The sequence below is a fragment of the Paraburkholderia panacisoli genome (assembly GCF_008369935.1).
GTDB classification, from domain to species: domain Bacteria; phylum Pseudomonadota; class Gammaproteobacteria; order Burkholderiales; family Burkholderiaceae; genus Paraburkholderia; species Paraburkholderia panacisoli.
This window is the reverse complement of record NZ_VTUZ01000002.1, coordinates 305,946-324,314: the sequence shown is the minus strand read 5'-3', so window position 1 is coordinate 324,314 and position 18,369 is coordinate 305,946. Positions and strand designations below refer to the sequence as shown.

The window sequence follows — 18,369 nt, the reverse complement described above, 5'->3', positions numbered from 1 at the left end:
TTTGCACGCGCCGTCCGGCACCCATCACGCCGAACAGAGGAGAACCCCCGCCGTGGCCGATTCCTATTTCCCCCGCTGGCGCCGCCAGCCTGCCGCCGCCGAGGGCAGCATCGTCGGCACCGACGAGCGCCTCGCCTGGCCGCAGATGTTCGCGATGGGCATCCAGCACGTCGTCGCGATGTTCGGTTCGACCGTGCTCGCGCCGCTGCTGATGGGCTTCGATCCGAACCTGTGCATCTTCATGTCCGGTATCGGCACGCTGTTGTTCTTCGTGCTGGTGGGCGGCCGCGTGCCGAGCTATCTGGGGTCGAGCTTCGCGTTCATCGGTCTCGTGATCGCGGTGACGGGGTACGGCGGTCAAGGTCCGAATCCGAACATTCCGGTGGCGTTGGGCGGGATCATCGCGTGCGGCGTGGTGTACGCGATCATCGGGCTGATCGTGTCGGCGGTCGGCACCCGCTGGATCGAGACGCTGATGCCGCCGGTGGTGACGGGCGCGATCGTCTGCGTGATCGGGCTGAATCTCGCGCCGATCGCGGTGCACGGCGTGAGCGGCAGCAACTTCGATTCGTGGATGGCGCTCGTGACGGTGCTGTGCGTGGGCGCGGTCGCGGTGTTTGCGCGCGGCATGCTGCAGCGTCTGCTGATTCTGATCGGCTTGCTGATCGCGTACGTGATCTACGCGATCGTCACGAACGGTCTCGGCATGGGCAAGCCGATCGACTTCTCGATCGTCGCGAACGCCGCGTGGTTCGGCATGCCGCACTTCACGGCGCCGGCGTTCGACCCGCACGCGATGGCCCTGCTCGCGCCGATCGCCGTGATCCTGGTCGCGGAAAATCTCGGCCACATCAAGGCGGTGAGCGCGATGACCGGCCAGAACCTCGACCGCTATATCGGTCGCGCGTTTCTCGGCGACGGACTCGCGACGGTCGTCTCCGGTTTCGCCGGCGGCACGGGCGTGACGACCTACGCCGAGAACATCGGCGTGATGGCCGTGACCAAGATCTACTCGACGCTGGTGTTCGTGATCGCTGCTGTGATCGCGCTGGTGCTGGGCTTCTCGCCGAAGTTCGGCGCGGTGATCCAGACCATTCCGGGACCGGTGCTGGGCGGTGTTTCGATCGTCGTGTTCGGGCTGATCGCGGTGACCGGCGCGCGCATCTGGGTGGTCAACAAAGTAGACTTCTCCGACAACCGGAATCTGATCGTCGCCGCGGTGACGCTCGTGCTCGGCGCGGGCGATTTTTCGTTGAAACTCGGCGGCTTTGGCCTTGGCGGGATCGGCACCGCGACGTTCGGCGCGATCATTCTGTATGCGCTGCTGCGCAGAAAGCCGGCGCAGGGGCCGGTGGCCTGATTCGGTTTGCTGAGCGGCGGTGAGCGCCAGTTCGCCAACGTTGCCGGCTTCTTCTCCTGTTTCGTGATCGAGAAAAAGCCGGCGCCGCCGCTACCACAAGCGAAGCTCTATTTCTTCCGCGCGGTCAGCGCCGTCTCCGACAAATCGACCTCGCGCATCAGCTTGTTCAAGGTCTCGTCGTTGATCTCCTGACTGGCGCGCAGCGCGAGCAGCGTCTTGCGCTCGGCACGCATCGCCGCCAGTTTCATCCTGAACTCCAATGCATCGGCGCGGCGCGCCATTTCGCGCGGCTCCTTTTCTTCATGGAGCGTCGCGAGCCGGCGCCGATACAGGTCCATCACCCGCGCAGTGACATCCGCTGCATACGCCGACTCCGATTCATCCAGATCCGCGCAGTCTTTATCGTGGATCTGGTCGACCGCGCGAATCGCGGCTTGCGCGGCCATCCTGCGCGCGAGCGCTTCTTCGGCCGCATGCGGGTCACTGCCGCGCCGCCAGCCGCGCAGCAACACCGGCAACGCACCGACCGCCACCAGCAGCGACAGCAGGATCACGCCCGATGCGATGAAAATGGCCAGATCGCGGCCCGGCAGCGGCGCGCCGTCGGGCAACAATTCCGGCAACGACAACACGCCCGCCAGCGTCACTGCGCCGCGCACGCCGGCTACTGTCGTCACCGTGACCATGCGGAGGCCAGGCACCGCGCTCGCCATGCCGTGCTTTGCCGCCCCGCGGCTCGCGAACCAGCGCAACAGCCATACCCACGCGAAGCGCATCGCGTACAGCGCGGCCGCCACCGCGGCGATGTAGCCGATCAGCAGCCCGACCTGCGCGTTGCTGGTTTCGTGTGCATCGAGCAGCGCGCGGCCGAGAATGTGCGGAAACTGCAGCCCCAGCAGAATGAACACCATGCCGTTGAAGACGAACTCGATCATAGTCCACGTGCTGTTGCCGCGCACGCGCGACGCCACCGATCCCGCGTTCGCCAGGCTCGCGTAGTTCATCATCATGCCGGCCGAGACCGCCGCCAGAATGCCGGACAACTCGAAGCGCTCGGCGGTCAGATAAGCGGCGAACGGAATCAGCAGCGTCATCACGACGCCGGGCGCGGGGTCGCCCCCTTCGCTGAGCCTCAGAAAGTGCACCGACACGAAGCTGAACAGCGCGCTGACCGCAGCGCCCACCGCGAGGCCGCCCACGGCGATCACCACGAAACTGATCGACGCGTCGCGCAGCGAGAACACGCCGGTGAGCACCGCGGCGATCGCGAACTTCAGCGCGACCAGACCGGACGCGTCGTTCATTAGCGCTTCGCCTTCGAGGATATGCATCAGACTGCCAGGAATTCTGTCCTTGCCGACGATGCCGGACAGCGCCACCGCATCGGTCGGCGACAATACGGCGGCCAGCGCGAATGCGACCGGCAGCGAGATGGCCGGCACCAGCGCATGCACGAAGTAGCCGACCGCCAGCACCGTCATGAACACGAGGCCGAGCGCGAGCATCAGGATCGCGCGGCGCGCCATGAAGAACTCGCGCTTGGGGATGCGCCAGCCATCCGCGAACAGCAGCGGCGGGATGAACAGCACCATGAAAATTTCCGGATTAAAGGTGACGTGCAAGCCGAGTTTCGGCCACGCGAGCAGCGCGCCGATTGCGATCTGCACGAGCGGCAGCGGCAACTTGAACGGCAGCGTGCGGGTCAGGATGCCGGAAGCTGCGACTGCGAGCAGGAGAATCAATACGGTGAAGACTATTTCCATCGGTCTATACGTGGGGATATAACGGGTTTCCGCGAAGATTGAACGACGATCTCGCCGCGTGGCGTTCACGAGGCGCCAGGGCCAAAGTGTAGCCCGGCGACGCCTTGCGCTATCGCCAGTCCGGCAGGCCGGCCGCGCGTACGGGCGGACACGCAGTATCGAACCTGGCGTCCGGCCCACCTTCGGCCACGCACCTCGTTGGTGCGCGCTACGCCCCCGCACGGCGCATCGGCTCATCTGCCGGTGCAATCTCTAGAGCAAATTTCATTCGAATGTGCGACAGCGTGCGCATGGAGCTTGCTTAAGCAGTAGCGATAACGCACATTTTAGAAACGGCGCCGAGGGTTGTTCGCTTCCGCGTCCGAACCGGGCCGGCTCTCGTGTGAGAGGATTGCATGACGATTGCGCAACAGGATAGAACGGCCAGCGCGCCGCATGGCTTTGACGTCGAGGTGACGTCGGGGCTTCAACGTTTTTCGGTGCAGCATGGCGAGCTGACGCTGACCAGCGTGTTCCAGCCGATTTTCAGCCTCTCGCATATGCGGGCGGTCGGCTACGAGGCGCTCTTGCGCGCGCACGACGCGCTCGATCGCGCCGTGTCGCCGCTCGACATATTCGGCGAGGCCGCGCGTCTGGGCGACGTGCTGCACGTGGACCGGCTCGCGCAGACGCTGCATCTGGAAAACTTCAAGGTGCTCGGCGCCGAGCGCGAGTGGCTATTTCTGAACATTCACCCCGATGCGCTCACCGATCCGTATCATGCCGCCGCGTTGCTGGCCAATCTGCGCCGGCTCGATCTGCCGCCGCGGCGCATCGTGCTCGAAGTGCTCGAACAGCGCGCCGAAGACCTCGAACGTCTCGCCGACGCGGTGCGCCAGTTCCGTGAGCGCGGCTTCCTGATCGCACTCGACGATTTCGGCGCGGGACACTCGAACGTCGAGCGCATCTGGCAGTTGAATCCCGACATCGTGAAGCTCGACCGGATCATGCTGTCGCACGCCGCGCATCGCGCCGACATGGCGACGATTCTGCCGGGACTGGTCGCGCTGCTGCACGAAGCGGGCAAGTTGGTGCTGATCGAAGGCGTGGAAACGGAGCATGAAGCGCAGATGGCGCTCAGCTGCAACGCGGACTTCGTACAAGGCTTTTTCTTTGGCCGGCCGAACCCCGGCGCGGTCGACGCGGCGCACGCGGTGGCTTGCATCGACGAACTCACCGAGCGGTATCGCGACCAGACCGAAGCTCGCGAGCGCCGCAACGCGAGCCGTCTCGCGCCGTACCTGCGGGCCTTCGAGCGCGCCGCCGAGCGGCTTGCCGCGGGCGAGCCGCTCGACGAAGTGTGCTGGAACTTCCTCGCGCTCGATCACGCCGCGCGCTGCTTCCTGCTCGACGCGAGGGGCAAGCAGGCGGGCCGCAACGTGGTGCTGCGCGCCGATCGCGCCGCGCATGAAACGCGCTTTCTGCCGCTCGCCGACGCGCAAGGGGCGAACTGGCTGCGCCGCCCGTACTTCCGTGAAGCGATCAATGCCCCGGAGCGCGTGCATGTGACGCGTCCGTATCTGTCGATCAACGAGGCCTTGCCGTGCGTGACGCTGTCGGTGGCGACGCGCGTCGGCGAGCAGACCTGCGTGTTGTGCGGCGACATCGATTGGGTGGACGAAGAGCGCTTCTGAGATGATGTCGTTTTAACGACACCCGTCTTCGCTCATGTCCATCCTGCTCGAAGTCATTGCCACGACCGTCGCCGATGCGCGCATCGCCGCACAAGCGGGCGCCGACCGTATCGAACTCGTCACCGCGATGGGTGAGGGCGGGCTGACGCCGAGCGTCGGCCTGATCGAAGCGGTGGTGGCCGCTGTCCGGATTCCGGTGAATGTGATCGTGCGGCCGCATAGCCGCTCGTTCGTGTACGACGCCGACGACTACGCGGTAATGCTGCGCGACGTGCGCGCGGTCAAGGCGGCGGGCGCGAACGGCATCGTGATCGGCATGCTGAACGCCGATAGCGCGATCGACCGCGAAGGGCTCGCGCGCGCTATCGATGCGGCCGATGGTCTGGCGATCACCTTTCATCGTGCGTTCGACGAAACGCGCGATCTGCGCGAAGCGCTCGACGTGCTACTCGGTTTCGACGTGGTGACGAACGTGCTGACGTCGGGCGGAAAGCCGTCGGTGCTGCACGCGGAAGTAGCGATTCGCGAACTGGTGCAACAGGCGGGCGGCTCGCATTGCACGGTGCTGGCCGGCGCGGGTTTGACGGTCGATGCGGTGGCTGGCTTCGTGAGCCGAACGGCAGTCGAAGCGGTGCATTTCGGTTCGGGCGCGCGAGTGGGCGACCAAGGACTTGCGCCGATCGATACGGAAAAGGTCGCGCAGGTCAGGGCATTGCTGAACGCGATTCCGAGCGCCGCGCCACGCGGCTAACGTCCGCATGGCCGGCACCGCATGGCCGGATCAGCCGATCAAGAAAAGCCGCTTCGAGCTCACACCCGAAGCGGCTTTTCCCATTCACGCTGCGCAGCGCGTTTCTTGCCCGCAAACGCTACTTCGCCACCACCACGGGAATACCGCGCAATTGCCCCGCGCCCTTCATCTCCTCGAGCGACTTCTTCACTGCATTGCCCGTCGCCGCATCGATCTGCAAGCGCGTCGCCAGCTCACGTTCGCCACGCTTCACACCCGCCAGATTCGCCAGCTTCACGTGACCGTAACCGCGCACACGCGCGTGCAGATCGGCGAGCTTCGCGACGTCCTCCAGGTTGTTCGCATCGAGCTTCGCGAGCGCGCGCTGCAACGTGGTTTCGTAGTCGCTCGCGAGTTCGCGCTCCATCTTGCGCTCCAGCGTGCGGCCGAACGGATCGAGCGTCGTACCGCGCAGACCGCGCCATTTCGCCAGCATCCCGAGCACCGGCCACATCCATTGGCCGAAGGTTTTCTTGGTGGGATTGACGCCGGGTTGCGCGCGCGTGAGCGTCGGCGGCGCGAGGTTGAACTTGATGCCGAAGTCCTTGCCCGCCACGCCTTCGAATTGCGCTTCCAGCGCTTCACGGAACGCGGCATCCGTATGCAGACGCGCGACTTCGTATTCGTCCTTCACCGCGAGCAGACGATAGAACGTCGTGGCCACCGCGCGTGTCACGCGTTCGCTGGTCGCATCCACGGCGGTTTCCGCGCGGCGCGCCGCATCGACCAGCGTGCGATAACGCTTCACGTAGGCAGCGCCGCCATAAGTCTGCAGACGTCCTTCACGATGCGCGATCAGTTCGTCGAGCGTGTCGACGCGCACGGCCTGCTTCGCCAGGTGCCGTGCCTGCCACAGCGATTCGAGCGCGGCGGGATCTTCGGCGGCCAGCCGGCCGATCGAAAACGCCAACTGGTTCATCGGCACCGCGACGTTGTTCAATTCGATCGCGCGCATCATCGCGCCGAACGACACCGGCACCAGACCGAGTTGCCACGCGTAGCCGAGCATCAGAATATTCGCGCCGATCGTGTCGCCGAGAAAACGCGTCGCCAGCGCCTGCGCGTCGCACGTGGACATGCGCTCGGCGCCCGCCGCGTGACGCATCTTGTCGATCAGCGCGTCGGCGTGCAGCGTCGCGTCCGGATTTTGCACGAACGTCGCGTTCGGAATCGCATGCGTGTTGACGACGATGCGCGTGCGGCCATGACGCACCGATTGCAGCGCATCGGCGCTCGCGCCGACCACCATGTCGCAGGCGAGCAACACGTCCGCCTGTTGCGTGTCGATGCGAACCTGGTTGAGCCACTCGTCGCGCGCGGCGAAGCGCACGAACGACAGCACCGAGCCGCCCTTTTGCGCGAAGCCCATGAAGTCCAGCACCGACGCGCTCTTGCCTTCCAGATGCGCGGCCATGCTGATCAACGCGCCGACCGTCACGACGCCCGTGCCGCCGACGCCCGTCACCAGGATGTCGTACGGCGCGGCATCGAGCTGCGTCGCGGGAACCGGCAGCGCGTCGACGCGGGCGGCCAGCGCTTGCGGATCGAACGCGGCGCCCGCGGCCTTCTTCAGCTTGCCGCCTTCCACCGTGACGAAGCTGGGACAGAAGCCGTTCACGCATGAGTAGTCTTTATTGCACGACGACTGGTCGATGCGGCGCTTGCGTCCCAGTGCCGTTTCAACCGGTTCGACCGACAGGCAATTCGACTGCACGCCGCAATCGCCGCAGCCTTCGCAGACTTCCTCGTTGATAAAGAGACGCTTGTCCGGGTCGGGGAATTCGCCTTTTTTGCGGCGCCGCCGTTTTTCCGCCGCGCAGGTCTGGTCGTAGATCAGCACGGTTACGCCGTCGGTGTCGCGCAACTGGCGCTGCACCGCGTCCATTTCGCTGCGATGGTGGAACGTAGTGCCCTTCGGAAAGAGATCGTGATGGCCGTCGTATTTCTCCGGTTCGTCGCTGACCACGACGAAGCGCGACACGCCTTCGGCTTCCACCTGGCGCGCAATCTGCGGCACCGAGATGCTGCCGTCGACCGGCTGGCCGCCCGTCATCGCGACCGCGTCGTTATAGAGAATCTTGTACGTGATGGTGGCTTTCGCGGCGACCGCCTGGCGAATCGCGAGAATGCCGGAATGGAAGTAGGTGCCGTCGCCGAGATTCTGGAACACGTGCCGCGTTTTCGTGAACATCGAATGCGAGGCCCAGTCGACGCCTTCGCCGCCCATCTGGATCAGGCCGGTCGTGTCGCGCTCCATCCACGAGGCCATGAAGTGACAGCCGATGCCGGCCTGCGCGATCGACCCTTCCGGCACTTTGGTCGACGTGTTGTGCGGGCAGCCCGAGCAGAAGTACGGCGTGCGCTTCACGCTGTCGGCCGCGTTCGAGAGGATTTGCGGTGCGACCAGATCGACCACGCGTTCGCGTCGGTCGAGGGCGGGCTTGTGTTTCGCGAGCCAGTTCGCGAACACCGGCAGGATGCGCGACGGCCGCAGTTCGCCGAGCGACGACAGTAGCAGCGTGCCGTCCTCGGCGTGCTTGCCGATCACGACCGGCCGCGTGCCTTGCGTGCGGTTGTACAGATAGTCCTTGATCTGCTGCTCGATGACCGGGCCTTTCTCCTCGATCACCAGCACCTCGGACAAGCCGCCAACGAACGCATCGATGCGCGTCATCTCCAGCGGAAACGACAAGCCGACCTTGTAGATCCGCACGCCGGCCGCGTCCAGATCGGCGACCGTCAGATCGAGGCGGCGCAGCGTTTCCATCAGATCCAGATGCGCCTTGCCGCACGTGACGATCCCCACGTTCGCGTGCGGGCTCGGCGCGATCCATTTGTCGATGCTGTTCGCGCGCGCGAAGTGTCGCACTGCGTCGAGCTTCGCGTGCATCCGCGACTCGATCGTCAGGCTCGGCAGATCGGGCCAGCGATTGTGCAGGCCGCCGGCGGGGACCGTGAAATCCTGCGGCGTGGTCCATGTGGTTTGCAGCGCATCGAGATCGACCGTCGAGCCCGATTCGACCGTTTCGGAGATCGCCTTGTAGCCGACCCACGCGCCCGAAAAGCGCGACAGCGCCCAGCCGTACAGGCCAAATTCGAGCATGTCGGCGATGTTCGACGGGTTCACCACCGGCATGTGCCAGGCCATCATCGCGAAGTCGCTCTGATGCGGCATCGACGACGACACGCAGCCGTGATCGTCGCCCGCCACCACCAGCACGCCGCCATGCGGCGACGAGCCATAGGCGTTGCCGTGCTTGAGCGCGTCGCCCGCGCGGTCCACGCCCGGGCCCTTGCCGTACCACATCGCGAACACGCCCTCGACGGTGCGCTCGGGGTCCGCTTCCACCCGCTGCGTGCCGAGCACGGCGGTGCCGCCGAGTTCTTCGTTGATCGCCGGCAGGAAGCGGATATCGCTCGCCGCGAGCAGCTTGTTTGCTTTCCACAACTGCTGGTCGACCATGCCGAGCGGCGAGCCGCGATAGCCGCTAATGAAGCCGGCGGTGTTCATGCCGCGCGTCTTGTCGAGCGCGCGCTGCATCAACGCGAGGCGCACCAGTGCCTGCGTGCCGGTCAGGAAGATCCGGCCGCGCGTCGCGGTGAGATTGTCGGACAGTTTGTAGTCGGCGAGAGCGGGCGTGCCGTCGATGGGCAGGCGAGCGGTCATAGGTGAGTCTCCGGTGTCGATCGGAGTTAGCGCTTTAGCGCTTACTCCGATCCCATGCAAGATGGTTGCTGTTTCGCATCCGCGCGCGAGGGTGGGGACCACAAAGTGACGCTGCGGAAGAGACTCTATTTTTTAACGCCGATTAGAGAGGATTTTTTCTACTTTGCCGGGCCGCTCGCGAATGGGCGCGAGGAGCCGTGCGTTTTAATGAAGTTTTGAGTTGGATTTGCCATGCCGCGGCGGGGTTCGGGTATGCCCTGGGTGTCTCAGTGCCGTTTAGAGCCGCGTGGGCCGCAGCGTGGCGCGTGACTGAGCGTGCCGCCTATCTCGCCATTTTTCGCGTCGCCGCGCCGGCCGCCGCGTCCTGCTGAACGGGCGCAACGTCGAGTGGCACGACTTCGTCGAAATGCGAGTAGTCGATGTGGCTCACGCCGTCCTGCTCGCTCAAGATGTCGACGAAACGGTGCTGCCAAAAGATCTGCTGGCAGGTCCACATGTGGCGCGCCTGCATGGTTTGCGAAGTCGATTCGTCGACCCCTTCGAGCGTGAGCAGCAGCGACGTGTCGCTTCCTTTGAGCGTCTCGGCGGTTTCGCCGAACAGCGGACTGCTTTCGTCGACGATGTGCATCAGCGTCCAGCCCAGTTTGAACACCGGGTGCTGATCGCGCACCAGCGTGAGGTCGTAGAGCTTGCGCAGCGTGTAGCCTTCGACGGAGGTTTCCTGGCGCAGAATGCGCAGCCTGGCGCGGGCCTCGGCAATCACGTTCTGGCGCGCGTTGGCCGCGCGCACCATCAGCGTCATGCGGCCGTCGAGCGGGCGGACGATCGCATAGCGGGCGAACATGATCTTCGCGTGCGGGCGTGAAAACCGCGCGAAGATCAGCCCGGTCGCCAACGCGATGCTCGACATGCCGAAGAAGATTTCGAGCGTCGCGATCCAGTGCGCGTAGACGGTTTGCGGGTGCATGTCGCCGTAGCCGACCGTCGCGAGCGTTTCGACGCTGAAGAAAAACGCGCCGCCGAAGCCCGCCGGAAACTGATTGGCGATCGGCGCGCGGCCGAGCATGTAGAGCGCGGCGAACGTGGTGTTGAGCAGCACGAACAGCATCGCGAGCGAGATGAAAAACGTCGGCCAGCTCACGACCAGCGCGCGGTGATAGAGGTCCTGCCAGAACGGCGTCGGCATGCCGTGCGTGATCACCACGCGATCGTCCAGACGCAGTTCACGGCTGCCGCGCGCACGACGCTTTTGCGCGCCCGCTTCGGCGTCGCCGATGCCGGAAAAACGGTCTGACGGTTCAGTGGCCATCGCGCGCTCGGGGAGATGAAAACGGGCCAAGCGTAGCATGGCGCTTGGCGTGTAGAGGGTGATTTTCGGCGGGTGAAGTGGCTGTGTCGGCTGTGTTGACGCAGTGTGGACAGCGGCGCTAATCCTTGCGTTGGTGTGGCGTGCGCAATGAAGTTCGCGGTTATGTTCGCGCGGCGCGTGCAACTCCGTTCGCGGTTGCGTTGGCGCATGCGTCGGGCGCGCGCTGCGGGATGGTTCGCGCATCGCGGTGCCGCCGCGCAGTGACATTGCGCACTCGTGCGCGGAAGTCCAGCCGACGCCCCAGCGGGGCGTCGCGTCACGCCGGACACCCGCCTCGCGCGAAGACCGCCTACGGAAAAGCTCGCGGCTTTGGAATCCCCGCTCCGTGCTCGATATCGTCGACCGCTTGCTGATGCGCGGAGGCCACCGCTTCGGCTTCGTCGGCATACCCGCCGTCGCCGCCGACCGTGGTCCACGATTTCACCGCTTTCTCGCGATGGCGGATTTCGTATTCCGCATCCCAGCGCGCGCCGCTGAGTTCCAGAGGGCGGACGTGTATCGAATACACGCCGTAGAGGAAGAACTGTTCGTCCATGAACGCCTCCTGCCGGTTGATTCAAGGTGGCGCGGCGCGACAGCGCGCGGCGCCGGTCTGCCTAAAGTTCGATTTCTCCGAGGATCCTGTGAGCGAGCGCCTTCGCTTCCTCGAGCGCTTCCTCCGGCGTCGACGAAGTCGCTTCCACTTCGTAGAGCGTGGTCTCCTGATCGTCGTTGGGATCGCCTTCGTCGCGTGCGAGGGTCACGACGCCCTGCCACGTATCCGAGCCGACTTCCCTTACCGAAGCCGTCGCCGTGTAGATTCCCTTGGTATAGGTGATGTCGTCCATGACGCCGCTCCCTCCAACGGTTTCGGTTTTTTCATCCTAGCACGATGATGGAGCTTCGGTTTCCTGCCCCGGCTGCGCTCCATGTCCGCGACAATGCGCGCCGCACAAGGCAGGACAATTACAGCAGCGCGACGACCTCATCCAGTGTCGGCGCATGTGCGCCGGCATGCCGGCACGCGGCCGCGCCGGCCGCCAGCGCGAATGCGAGATGTTCGGGCCACACGCGCTGCGGCGCAGTCATCAGGCTGAACAGCAGACCGCCGATCGACGCATCGCCGGCCCCCACGGTATCGACCACCTCGACCCGCGGCGGGCGCGCCTCGATCACCGACGCACCGTCGATCACCATGGCCGACTCCGGTCCGCGCGTCACCATCACGGTGGCGGCCGGATTCATCGCCCGCAACTGCGCGAGGGCGGCCGCTTCGTCGTCGGTCTTGAACAGCAGGCGCAGATCCTCGTCGGAGACCTTGATCAGATCGGCGAGCGCCGCCATCTTGCGCAGCGTCGGCTCGTAGCCGTGCTCCATCAGATTGCGGTAGTTCGGATCGAAGCTGATCTTCACGCCGCGCGAACGCAACTCGGCCGCCAACGTCGCGAGCGTATCGCCGAGCGGTTGCCGCACGAGGCTGATGCAACCGAAATGCGCCCACTTCACGTGGCCGATCCAGCCCGCCGGCAAATGCGCCGGATCGAACGCGAGATCGGCGCCGTTTTCGCCCATGAAGAAGTACGCGGGCGGATGCGTCTGATGCACGATCGCAAGCAGAGGTGGGCGCTCGACGCGCTGCATGAAGCGCATGTCGAGACCCGCGGCGACGCTCGCGTTCCACAGGTCGTCGGAGAAGTTATCGACGCCGAGCGAGCCGGCGCACGCAGTCGGCAAGCCGAGTCGCGCGACACAGCGCGCCACGTTCCAGCCCGCGCCGCCGGGCCGCGAGAGCCATTGCGACGCGCCGGTGCGCACGAGATCGGTGAGGATGTCGCCGGCGGAAACGAAGAGGGGAAATTCGGGGCTTTCGCTGGGATTGTTCATGGTGTTTTCTCCGCTGATTCGGACGTGGCGGACGCGGCGGCCGCGCCGTCGGGCAGCGCATGAGCCAGCACTTCGTAGCATGCGCCCATCGTGTGATAGTCGGTCTTGCCGGCCGGGCTTTTTTCGTCGCTGTACTTACGATTGTCGCAGGTGAGTATGCGATACCACGCGCCGTATTTGTGATCGACGAAGTGCGCCCAGCTGTAGCGCCAGATCTCGTCGTACCAGTCCCAGAAGCGTTCGTTGCCGGTGCGCTTGCCGAGCAGGGCGGCGGTCGCGAAGGTTTCGGCCTGGACCCAGAAATACTTGTCGTGGTCGCACACGGTGCGGTCCGGGCCGAAGCCGTAATAGAGGCCGCCGTGGTCTTCGTCCCACGCATGCGTCATCGCGGCGTCGAACAGTTCGATCGCGCGCGGCAGCAGCCACGGCAGCGGCCGGAAGCGTTCGAGTATCAACAGCAGCTTCGCCCATTCGGTCTGATGCCCCGGCTGGAAACCCCACGGGCGGAAGATGTTCGAACTGTCTTCCTCGTTGTAGTGCCAGTCGACCGACCAGTCCGCGTGAAAATGCTCCCACACCAGACCTTGCGACAGCTTGGCCTGCCGCAGCGTGATGTTCGACGCCACGCGTTCGGCGCGGTCCAGGTAGACGAGGTGGCCGGACGCTTCATGCGCGGCCAGCAGCGCCTCGGTGGTGTGCATGTTCGCGTTCTGCCCGCGGTACGAACTGACCCGCCACTCGGGCGACGCCTCGTCGGCGTAAAGACCGGCGGCGGCATCCCAGAAGCGGTGCTCCATCAGCTCGAAGGTCGCCCCGATCATCGGTTTCGCTTCCTCGATGCCGGCCATCGCCGCATGCGAATACGCGAGCAGCACGAACGCGAGGCCGTAGCAGTGGCGCGTCGCGTCGAGCGTGCGCTTTTTGCCGTCGCGCCATTCGAGTTCCCAGTCGTAGCCTGCGTTCTGATCGTCCCAATGCACTTCGCGCAAGAAGCGCAAACCGTGGCGCGCGTATTCCAGATGCTGCGGGTCGCCGAACTGCCGATACGCCATCGCGTAGTTGAAGATATAGCGGCAACTGCTCACCAGATGGCGGGTGGTTTTGTCGTAGACGGAACCGTCGTCGCGGAAGAAGTGGAAGAAGCCGCCGCTCGGATCGAGCACGTTGGGCGCATAGAAGCGCAGCGTGTCCTGCACGTGCGCGAGCAGAAACTCGCGGCTGCGGAAGCTGTCGACGGGCGGCACCACGGCGGCGTCATTGGCGGGTTGAAGCGGGTCGGGTTGCGTCATGGCGTTCTCACCAAAGTACTGGCACGGACAATCAGTTGAACGGGCAAGCGAACTTCCAGCTCGGCGGGTGCGTCTTCAAGCAGCAGCTCGACGCCGCGCCGGCCGAGCGCTTCCTTGTCGACCGCAATGGTCGACAGCGGCGGCGTGGCATGGGCGGCGGCGGGAATATCGTCGAAGCCGATGATCGCGATGTCCTCGGGCACGCGCAGGCCGCGCGCGAGGCACGCGCGCAGCGCGGCGAGCGCGGCGGCGTCGTTGAAGGCAAACACGGCGTCCGGCCGCGGGCCGGGCGCGTCGAGCAGGCGCAGCATGGCGCGCGCGGCGCCGGTGTCGGGGTCGAGGCCGGCGTCGATGGTCACTTCCAGCGACGGGTCGAACAGCAGCCCCGCTTCGAAGAACGCCTGCCGGTAACCGAGCGCGCGCTGAGCAATGCTGAAGTGCGCGAGCGAGCCGCCGATGAACGCGACGCGCTTGCGCTGCTGTTCGAACAGATGCCGCATGGCGAGCGTGGCGCCCGCGGCGTTGTCGAGATTCACCGAGCGCAGACCGGGCGCCCACAGATCGATCAGCACGAGCGGGCGTTGCATCGCCACCAGCGTGGTCAGCGTTTCCGGCTCGACGAAGCCGGCCACCGCGACCGCGTCCGGCGCGTGCAGGCGCATCTGCTGGATCACGTCTTCGGTGGGACCGGCGGTCAGCACGGAAGGGACGATGCCGCGTTCGCGGCAAGCGTCCTCCACGCCATGCAGCACATGCGAAAAGAACGGACTGGCGGCGAAGTTGTTGTGCTGACGGTGCAGCAGGAAGGTCAGCCGGCGGATGCGCGGACGCAACTGGGCAGCGTCGTAACCGAGCTGCCGCGCCGCTTCGACCACGCGCTCGCGGGTGGCGTCGGACAGACCGGGCTGGTTCTTCAGTGCGCGTGAGACGGTGCCGATTGACACGCTGGCCGCACGGGCGACGTCGCGGATGGTGGTGGCCATCGAATGAAGCGGCCTCCGGAGTGTGGCCGCACGGGTGTTTGGGTTCGGGCGATTGTATAGTAAAACGATGCGAAAACCGCCCTGTGCGCGTTGGATAAGTACCCGGAAATACCCGTAGAGACTGAGGTTGGCCCGATATATGCTGTTTAGTAAAAATAGCTAAACAATTGCTAGTTTTGAAGCTTCGGCGTGGGGCGGCCTGCGCGTCGCGCGCTTATTCGGAAGCCAGTGGGCTCGCCTCGGCCTGTCCTCGCATCAAGGCCGTGCTCTCGTCGGCGTCGATCAGCACGAAGCCGCTCGTCGCGTGCTTCGCGCGGCGCTTGGCGAGCGCCGCGACCGACGCGATCTGCTCGCTGCCATACTCCGACGCGCCGCCGGCCGGCTCGACGCGCACGCAGCCGATCGCCATCGTCACAAAGCCGAAGAAGGTCGGGTTGCCGCGCCTGTCCTCACCATGGATGCCGCCGGCAAGCCGCTCGGCCGGCGCGTAAAAGCGCTGCGCGCCCTCGTTGAAGGCGCGAATCGCCTGCAGCGCGCGCTCACGCCAGTTATCGCTCTGGAACAGGATCAGGAAGTCGTCGCCACCGACGTGCCCGAGGAAGTCGCGCGTCGGCTCGCACACGTCGGCGAGCACGGCGGCGGCGAATTTCAGCACTTCGTCGCCCTGCCAGTAGCCGTACTGGTCATTGAACGGTTTGAAGTGGTTCAGGTCGACGTAGCACGCGTAGAAGCCGGCCTCGTTGCCGAGCAGGCGGCCAATGTGCGAGCTGATCGGAATGTTGCCCGGCAGGAAGGTCAGCGGGTTCGCATAGCGCGCCGCTTCGATGCGCACCTCGGTAACCGCGCGCACGAGGTTCTCGCCGGTGCCGAGACCGGCGTATTTGCCGTTGTCGGTGATCACGAAGCCGTCGGCGAGATAGCGCTGGTCGTCGCTCGCGAGCAGCTTGGCCATCTGCTCGACGCTCATCGATTTCTCGATCACCACCGGCGACGCGTTGGCGAACTGCATGCACGGGCGCTTGCCGAACAACTCGCGGTGATACGGCAGCGCGTAGCGGTCCATGAAGCTGCGCCGGTTGATCAGCGCGACTGGTTCGTCGCGTTCGACCACCGCGACCGCGTGCAGATCGGGCAGGTGGTTGAACAGTTCGAGCACGTCGTTGTTGGTGGCGTGACGCGGCAGCGCGGGCGCCGTCACCAGCATCTTCTCCGACGCCATGCTGCCCGACGGCGACGCGCTGCCCAGCGCGCGCGTGGCTTCCGGAAACACGGCGATGTGGCCTGCGCCAAGCGCGTCGCGGGCGCTGTCGGTCACGCAACGCGCGGGCTGCGCATGCGGCCGGCCGAAGATATAACCCTGGCCGCAGTCGATCCCCATGTCGCGCACCACGATCAGATCCGCTTCGTTTTCGATACCTTCGGCCACCAGTTGCGCGCCGCTCGCCTGCGCGAAGTGCTGCATCGCGCGCACGGCCTCGAATTTGAGCGGATCGCTGGCGATGTCGTGGATGAAGAAGCGGTCGATCTTCACCACGTCCGGTTGCAGACGGACCCACAGACTCATGCTGGCATTCGCGGTGCCGTAGTCGTCGAGCGCGAATTGCGCGCCGGCCGCGCGCAGCGCCACGATCACCGGCAGGAATTCGCCGGCGTCCAGCAGCGTGCTCTGCTCGGTCAACTCGACCACGATCCGCTGCGGATCGACGCCTCGACGGCGCAGCAGCGCGAGCGTCTCGTCGCGGTCGTCGGCGAGGCGGCGCAGCGCGCCCGCGCTGAAGTTCAGGAACAGCTTGCCGTCCACATCGAGCCGCGCAAACGCGTCGACGCAGGTGTGCGCGGCCGCGCGTTCGAGTTCGATCGCGCAACCCTCGGCGAGCGCTTGCGAAAACAGCGCGAACGGCGTTTCGAGCGGCGTGCCGGCCGGACCGCGGATCAGACCTTCGTAGCCGAGAATCGCACCCCCTTCGAAGTCGACGATGGGCTGGAAGACGGCGGACAGCTCGCGCCGGGCGATCAGCTCCTCGATGCGCGGCGCGGCGGATCGGGAGGGCGAGCAAAGGTGCATGGCAGAAGGACGTAGCGATCGACCTTCGGCTTATCGGCTGGTCTGGCCCGGAATTAAGTGAACTTTTAGTGACGCTCGGCACCGGGATGGTGCGCGGCCAGGAATCATCCTATGCCGTCCGGCTGAGGCGACAGCGCCCGCGTTTGCGCGTGAAGTAACAAAAAAGCCGCACAAGGCGGCTTTCTTCAAACGACGCTCAGGGAGGCGCTTATGAATGTCCTGTTTGCATTGCGCGCGTATTCAACGGCGTGCGACGGCCGCGGCGGTCCGCTCGCGCGGCGCGAGCTGGGTCTCGCCGCTGGTGTCGCGCGCGCCCCAGCGTTGCGCGAGCGCCGCGCACACCATCAGCTGGATCTGGTGGAACAGCATCAGCGGCAAGACTACGGCGCCCACCGCATGCGAGGCGAAAATGACCTTGGCCATCGGCACGCCGGCAGCGAGGCTTTTCTTCGAACCGCAGAAGATGATCGTGATCTGGTCCGCGCGGTTAAAGCCCAGGCGCTTGCTGACGAAGATCGTCACGGCCAGCGCGAGCGCGAGCAGCACGACGCTGACGAGCAGCAAGCCGCCCAGCGCGGACAGGGGAATCTGGTGCCACAGGCCTTCGGTGACGGCCTCGCTGAACGCGCCGTACACCACCAGCAGGATCGAGCCCTGGTCGACGAACTTCAGCACGCCGCGATGATGCTCGATCCATTTGCCGATCAGCGGGCGCAGCAGCTGGCCGGCCACGAACGGCACCAGCAGTTGCAGCACGATGTTGCCCACCGTGTGCCACGGCGAGGCACCGCCGGCGGCGGCCTGATTGGTGACGACGAGACTGACGAGCGCGGGGGTGATGAAGATGCCGAGCAGGCTCGAAGCCGACGCGCTGCATACGGCGGCCGGCACGTTGCCTTTGGCAATGGACGTGAACGCAATCGACGACTGAACCGTCGACGGCAATGTGCAGAGGAAGAGGACCCCCGCATAGAGCGCCGGCGTGACAAGTGGCGAAAGGAGCGGCTTAAGCGCGAGGCCGAGCAGCGGGAAGAGCGCGAACGTGCTGAGAAGTACAACCAGATGAAGACGCCAGTGCGTCGCGCCCGCAACGATCGCTTCGCGTGAGAGCTTGGCGCCGTGCAGGAAGAACAGCAGGCCGACTGCCACGTTGGTCACCCAGTTGAACCCGACGGCGGCCTGGCCATGAACTGGCAGGAGGCTGGCAAGGACCACGGTGCCGACGAGGCACAGGGTGAAGTTGTCGGGAAGCAGTTTCGGGCGAGCCATGTCGGAATCTCGATGCGGTGATGCGCAATAGCGCGGCGCGCACGCGTGACACACGCGTGAAGGAGGCGCCGCCGTTTATCGGAAACAACTATTGTTGCTTAAATTCGATTAAATAGGCAAATTCATTTGCAGAATTGATTAATGATTGTTGCGCATCAAAAGGCGCCGTGGCGGTGGCGGAATGCCGCCGCTGCCTCAACGTCAGTATTGGCGACGGCCTCTGATTGGTCCATCCCGATTCAACAATTCAGACGACAAGGCATTCGCCGATTCGTCAT

Annotated in this window: 13 protein-coding genes; 3 read left to right on the top strand and 10 right to left on the bottom strand. The window is 65.3% G+C overall.

The genetic code is table 11. From position 1 onward, the window contains the following. Window positions 1-52 precede the first annotated feature (52 nt). The gene (locus tag FVF58_RS04045; protein WP_149668633.1) at window positions 53-1,360 is read left to right on the top strand and encodes a solute carrier family 23 protein; all 1,308 of its coding nucleotides are present in this window, start codon (window positions 53-55) and stop codon (window positions 1,358-1,360) included. A 107-nt stretch (window positions 1,361-1,467) separates the two neighbouring features. Here FVF58_RS04045 and FVF58_RS04040 read toward each other — a convergent pair whose 3' ends face one another. Continuing rightward, window positions 1,468-3,123 carry a Na+/H+ antiporter gene (locus tag FVF58_RS04040; protein WP_149668632.1) on the bottom strand — a complete coding sequence of 552 codons (1,656 nt, stop codon included), beginning with the start codon at window positions 3,121-3,123 and terminating at the stop codon, window positions 1,468-1,470. A 395-nt stretch (window positions 3,124-3,518) separates the two neighbouring features. Here FVF58_RS04040 and FVF58_RS04035 point away from each other — a divergent pair, with 395 nt between their 5' ends. Both FVF58_RS04035 and FVF58_RS04030 read left to right on the top strand, forming a co-directional pair. Beyond that, the gene (locus FVF58_RS04035; protein WP_149668631.1) at window positions 3,519-4,796 is read left to right on the top strand and encodes a sensor domain-containing phosphodiesterase; all 1,278 of its coding nucleotides are present in this window, start codon (window positions 3,519-3,521) and stop codon (window positions 4,794-4,796) included. A gap of 34 nt (window positions 4,797-4,830) precedes the next feature. After that, window positions 4,831-5,547, top strand: a complete 717-nt coding sequence (locus FVF58_RS04030) for a copper homeostasis protein CutC (protein WP_149668630.1) — start codon at window positions 4,831-4,833, stop codon at window positions 5,545-5,547. A gap of 118 nt (window positions 5,548-5,665) precedes the next feature. On the opposite strand, the gene FVF58_RS04025 is transcribed toward FVF58_RS04030, so the two are convergent. The 9 genes from FVF58_RS04025 to FVF58_RS03985 all read right to left on the bottom strand — a co-directional run bounded on the left by FVF58_RS04025 (window position 5,666) and on the right by FVF58_RS03985 (window position 18,091). Next, window positions 5,666-9,253, bottom strand: a complete 3,588-nt coding sequence (locus FVF58_RS04025) for an indolepyruvate ferredoxin oxidoreductase family protein (RefSeq protein WP_149668629.1) — start codon at window positions 9,251-9,253, stop codon at window positions 5,666-5,668. A 322-nt stretch (window positions 9,254-9,575) separates the two neighbouring features. Then, window positions 9,576-10,562, bottom strand: coding sequence for an ion channel (locus FVF58_RS04020; protein WP_149668628.1), 987 nt, complete (start codon window positions 10,560-10,562; stop codon window positions 9,576-9,578). Between the two features lie 349 nt (window positions 10,563-10,911). Further along, a complete protein-coding gene (locus tag FVF58_RS04015) occupies window positions 10,912-11,157 on the bottom strand; it encodes a hypothetical protein (protein ID WP_149668627.1) in 246 nt (81 codons plus the stop codon). A gap of 61 nt (window positions 11,158-11,218) precedes the next feature. Continuing rightward, window positions 11,219-11,449 carry a hypothetical protein gene (locus FVF58_RS04010; protein ID WP_149668626.1) on the bottom strand — a complete coding sequence of 77 codons (231 nt, stop codon included), beginning with the start codon at window positions 11,447-11,449 and terminating at the stop codon, window positions 11,219-11,221. Between the two features lie 118 nt (window positions 11,450-11,567). Next, window positions 11,568-12,485, bottom strand: coding sequence for a carbohydrate kinase family protein (locus FVF58_RS04005; RefSeq protein ID WP_149668625.1), 918 nt, complete (start codon window positions 12,483-12,485; stop codon window positions 11,568-11,570). Next, the gene (locus FVF58_RS04000) at window positions 12,482-13,774 is read right to left on the bottom strand and encodes an AGE family epimerase/isomerase (RefSeq protein ID WP_149668624.1); all 1,293 of its coding nucleotides are present in this window, start codon (window positions 13,772-13,774) and stop codon (window positions 12,482-12,484) included. The genes FVF58_RS04005 and FVF58_RS04000 overlap by 4 nt, the downstream gene beginning before the upstream one ends. Then, the gene (locus FVF58_RS03995) at window positions 13,771-14,757 is read right to left on the bottom strand and encodes a LacI family DNA-binding transcriptional regulator (protein WP_149668623.1); all 987 of its coding nucleotides are present in this window, start codon (window positions 14,755-14,757) and stop codon (window positions 13,771-13,773) included. Before FVF58_RS03995 ends, FVF58_RS04000 begins: the two co-directional genes overlap by 4 nt. A gap of 214 nt (window positions 14,758-14,971) precedes the next feature. Continuing rightward, window positions 14,972-16,822 carry an EAL domain-containing protein gene (locus tag FVF58_RS03990; RefSeq protein WP_149668622.1) on the bottom strand — a complete coding sequence of 617 codons (1,851 nt, stop codon included), beginning with the start codon at window positions 16,820-16,822 and terminating at the stop codon, window positions 14,972-14,974. 240 nt (window positions 16,823-17,062) lie between these two features. Then, entirely contained in the window at window positions 17,063-18,091 is a 1,029-nt protein-coding gene (locus FVF58_RS03985) for a bile acid:sodium symporter family protein (RefSeq protein WP_149668621.1), read from the bottom strand. Window positions 18,092-18,369 lie beyond the last annotated feature (278 nt).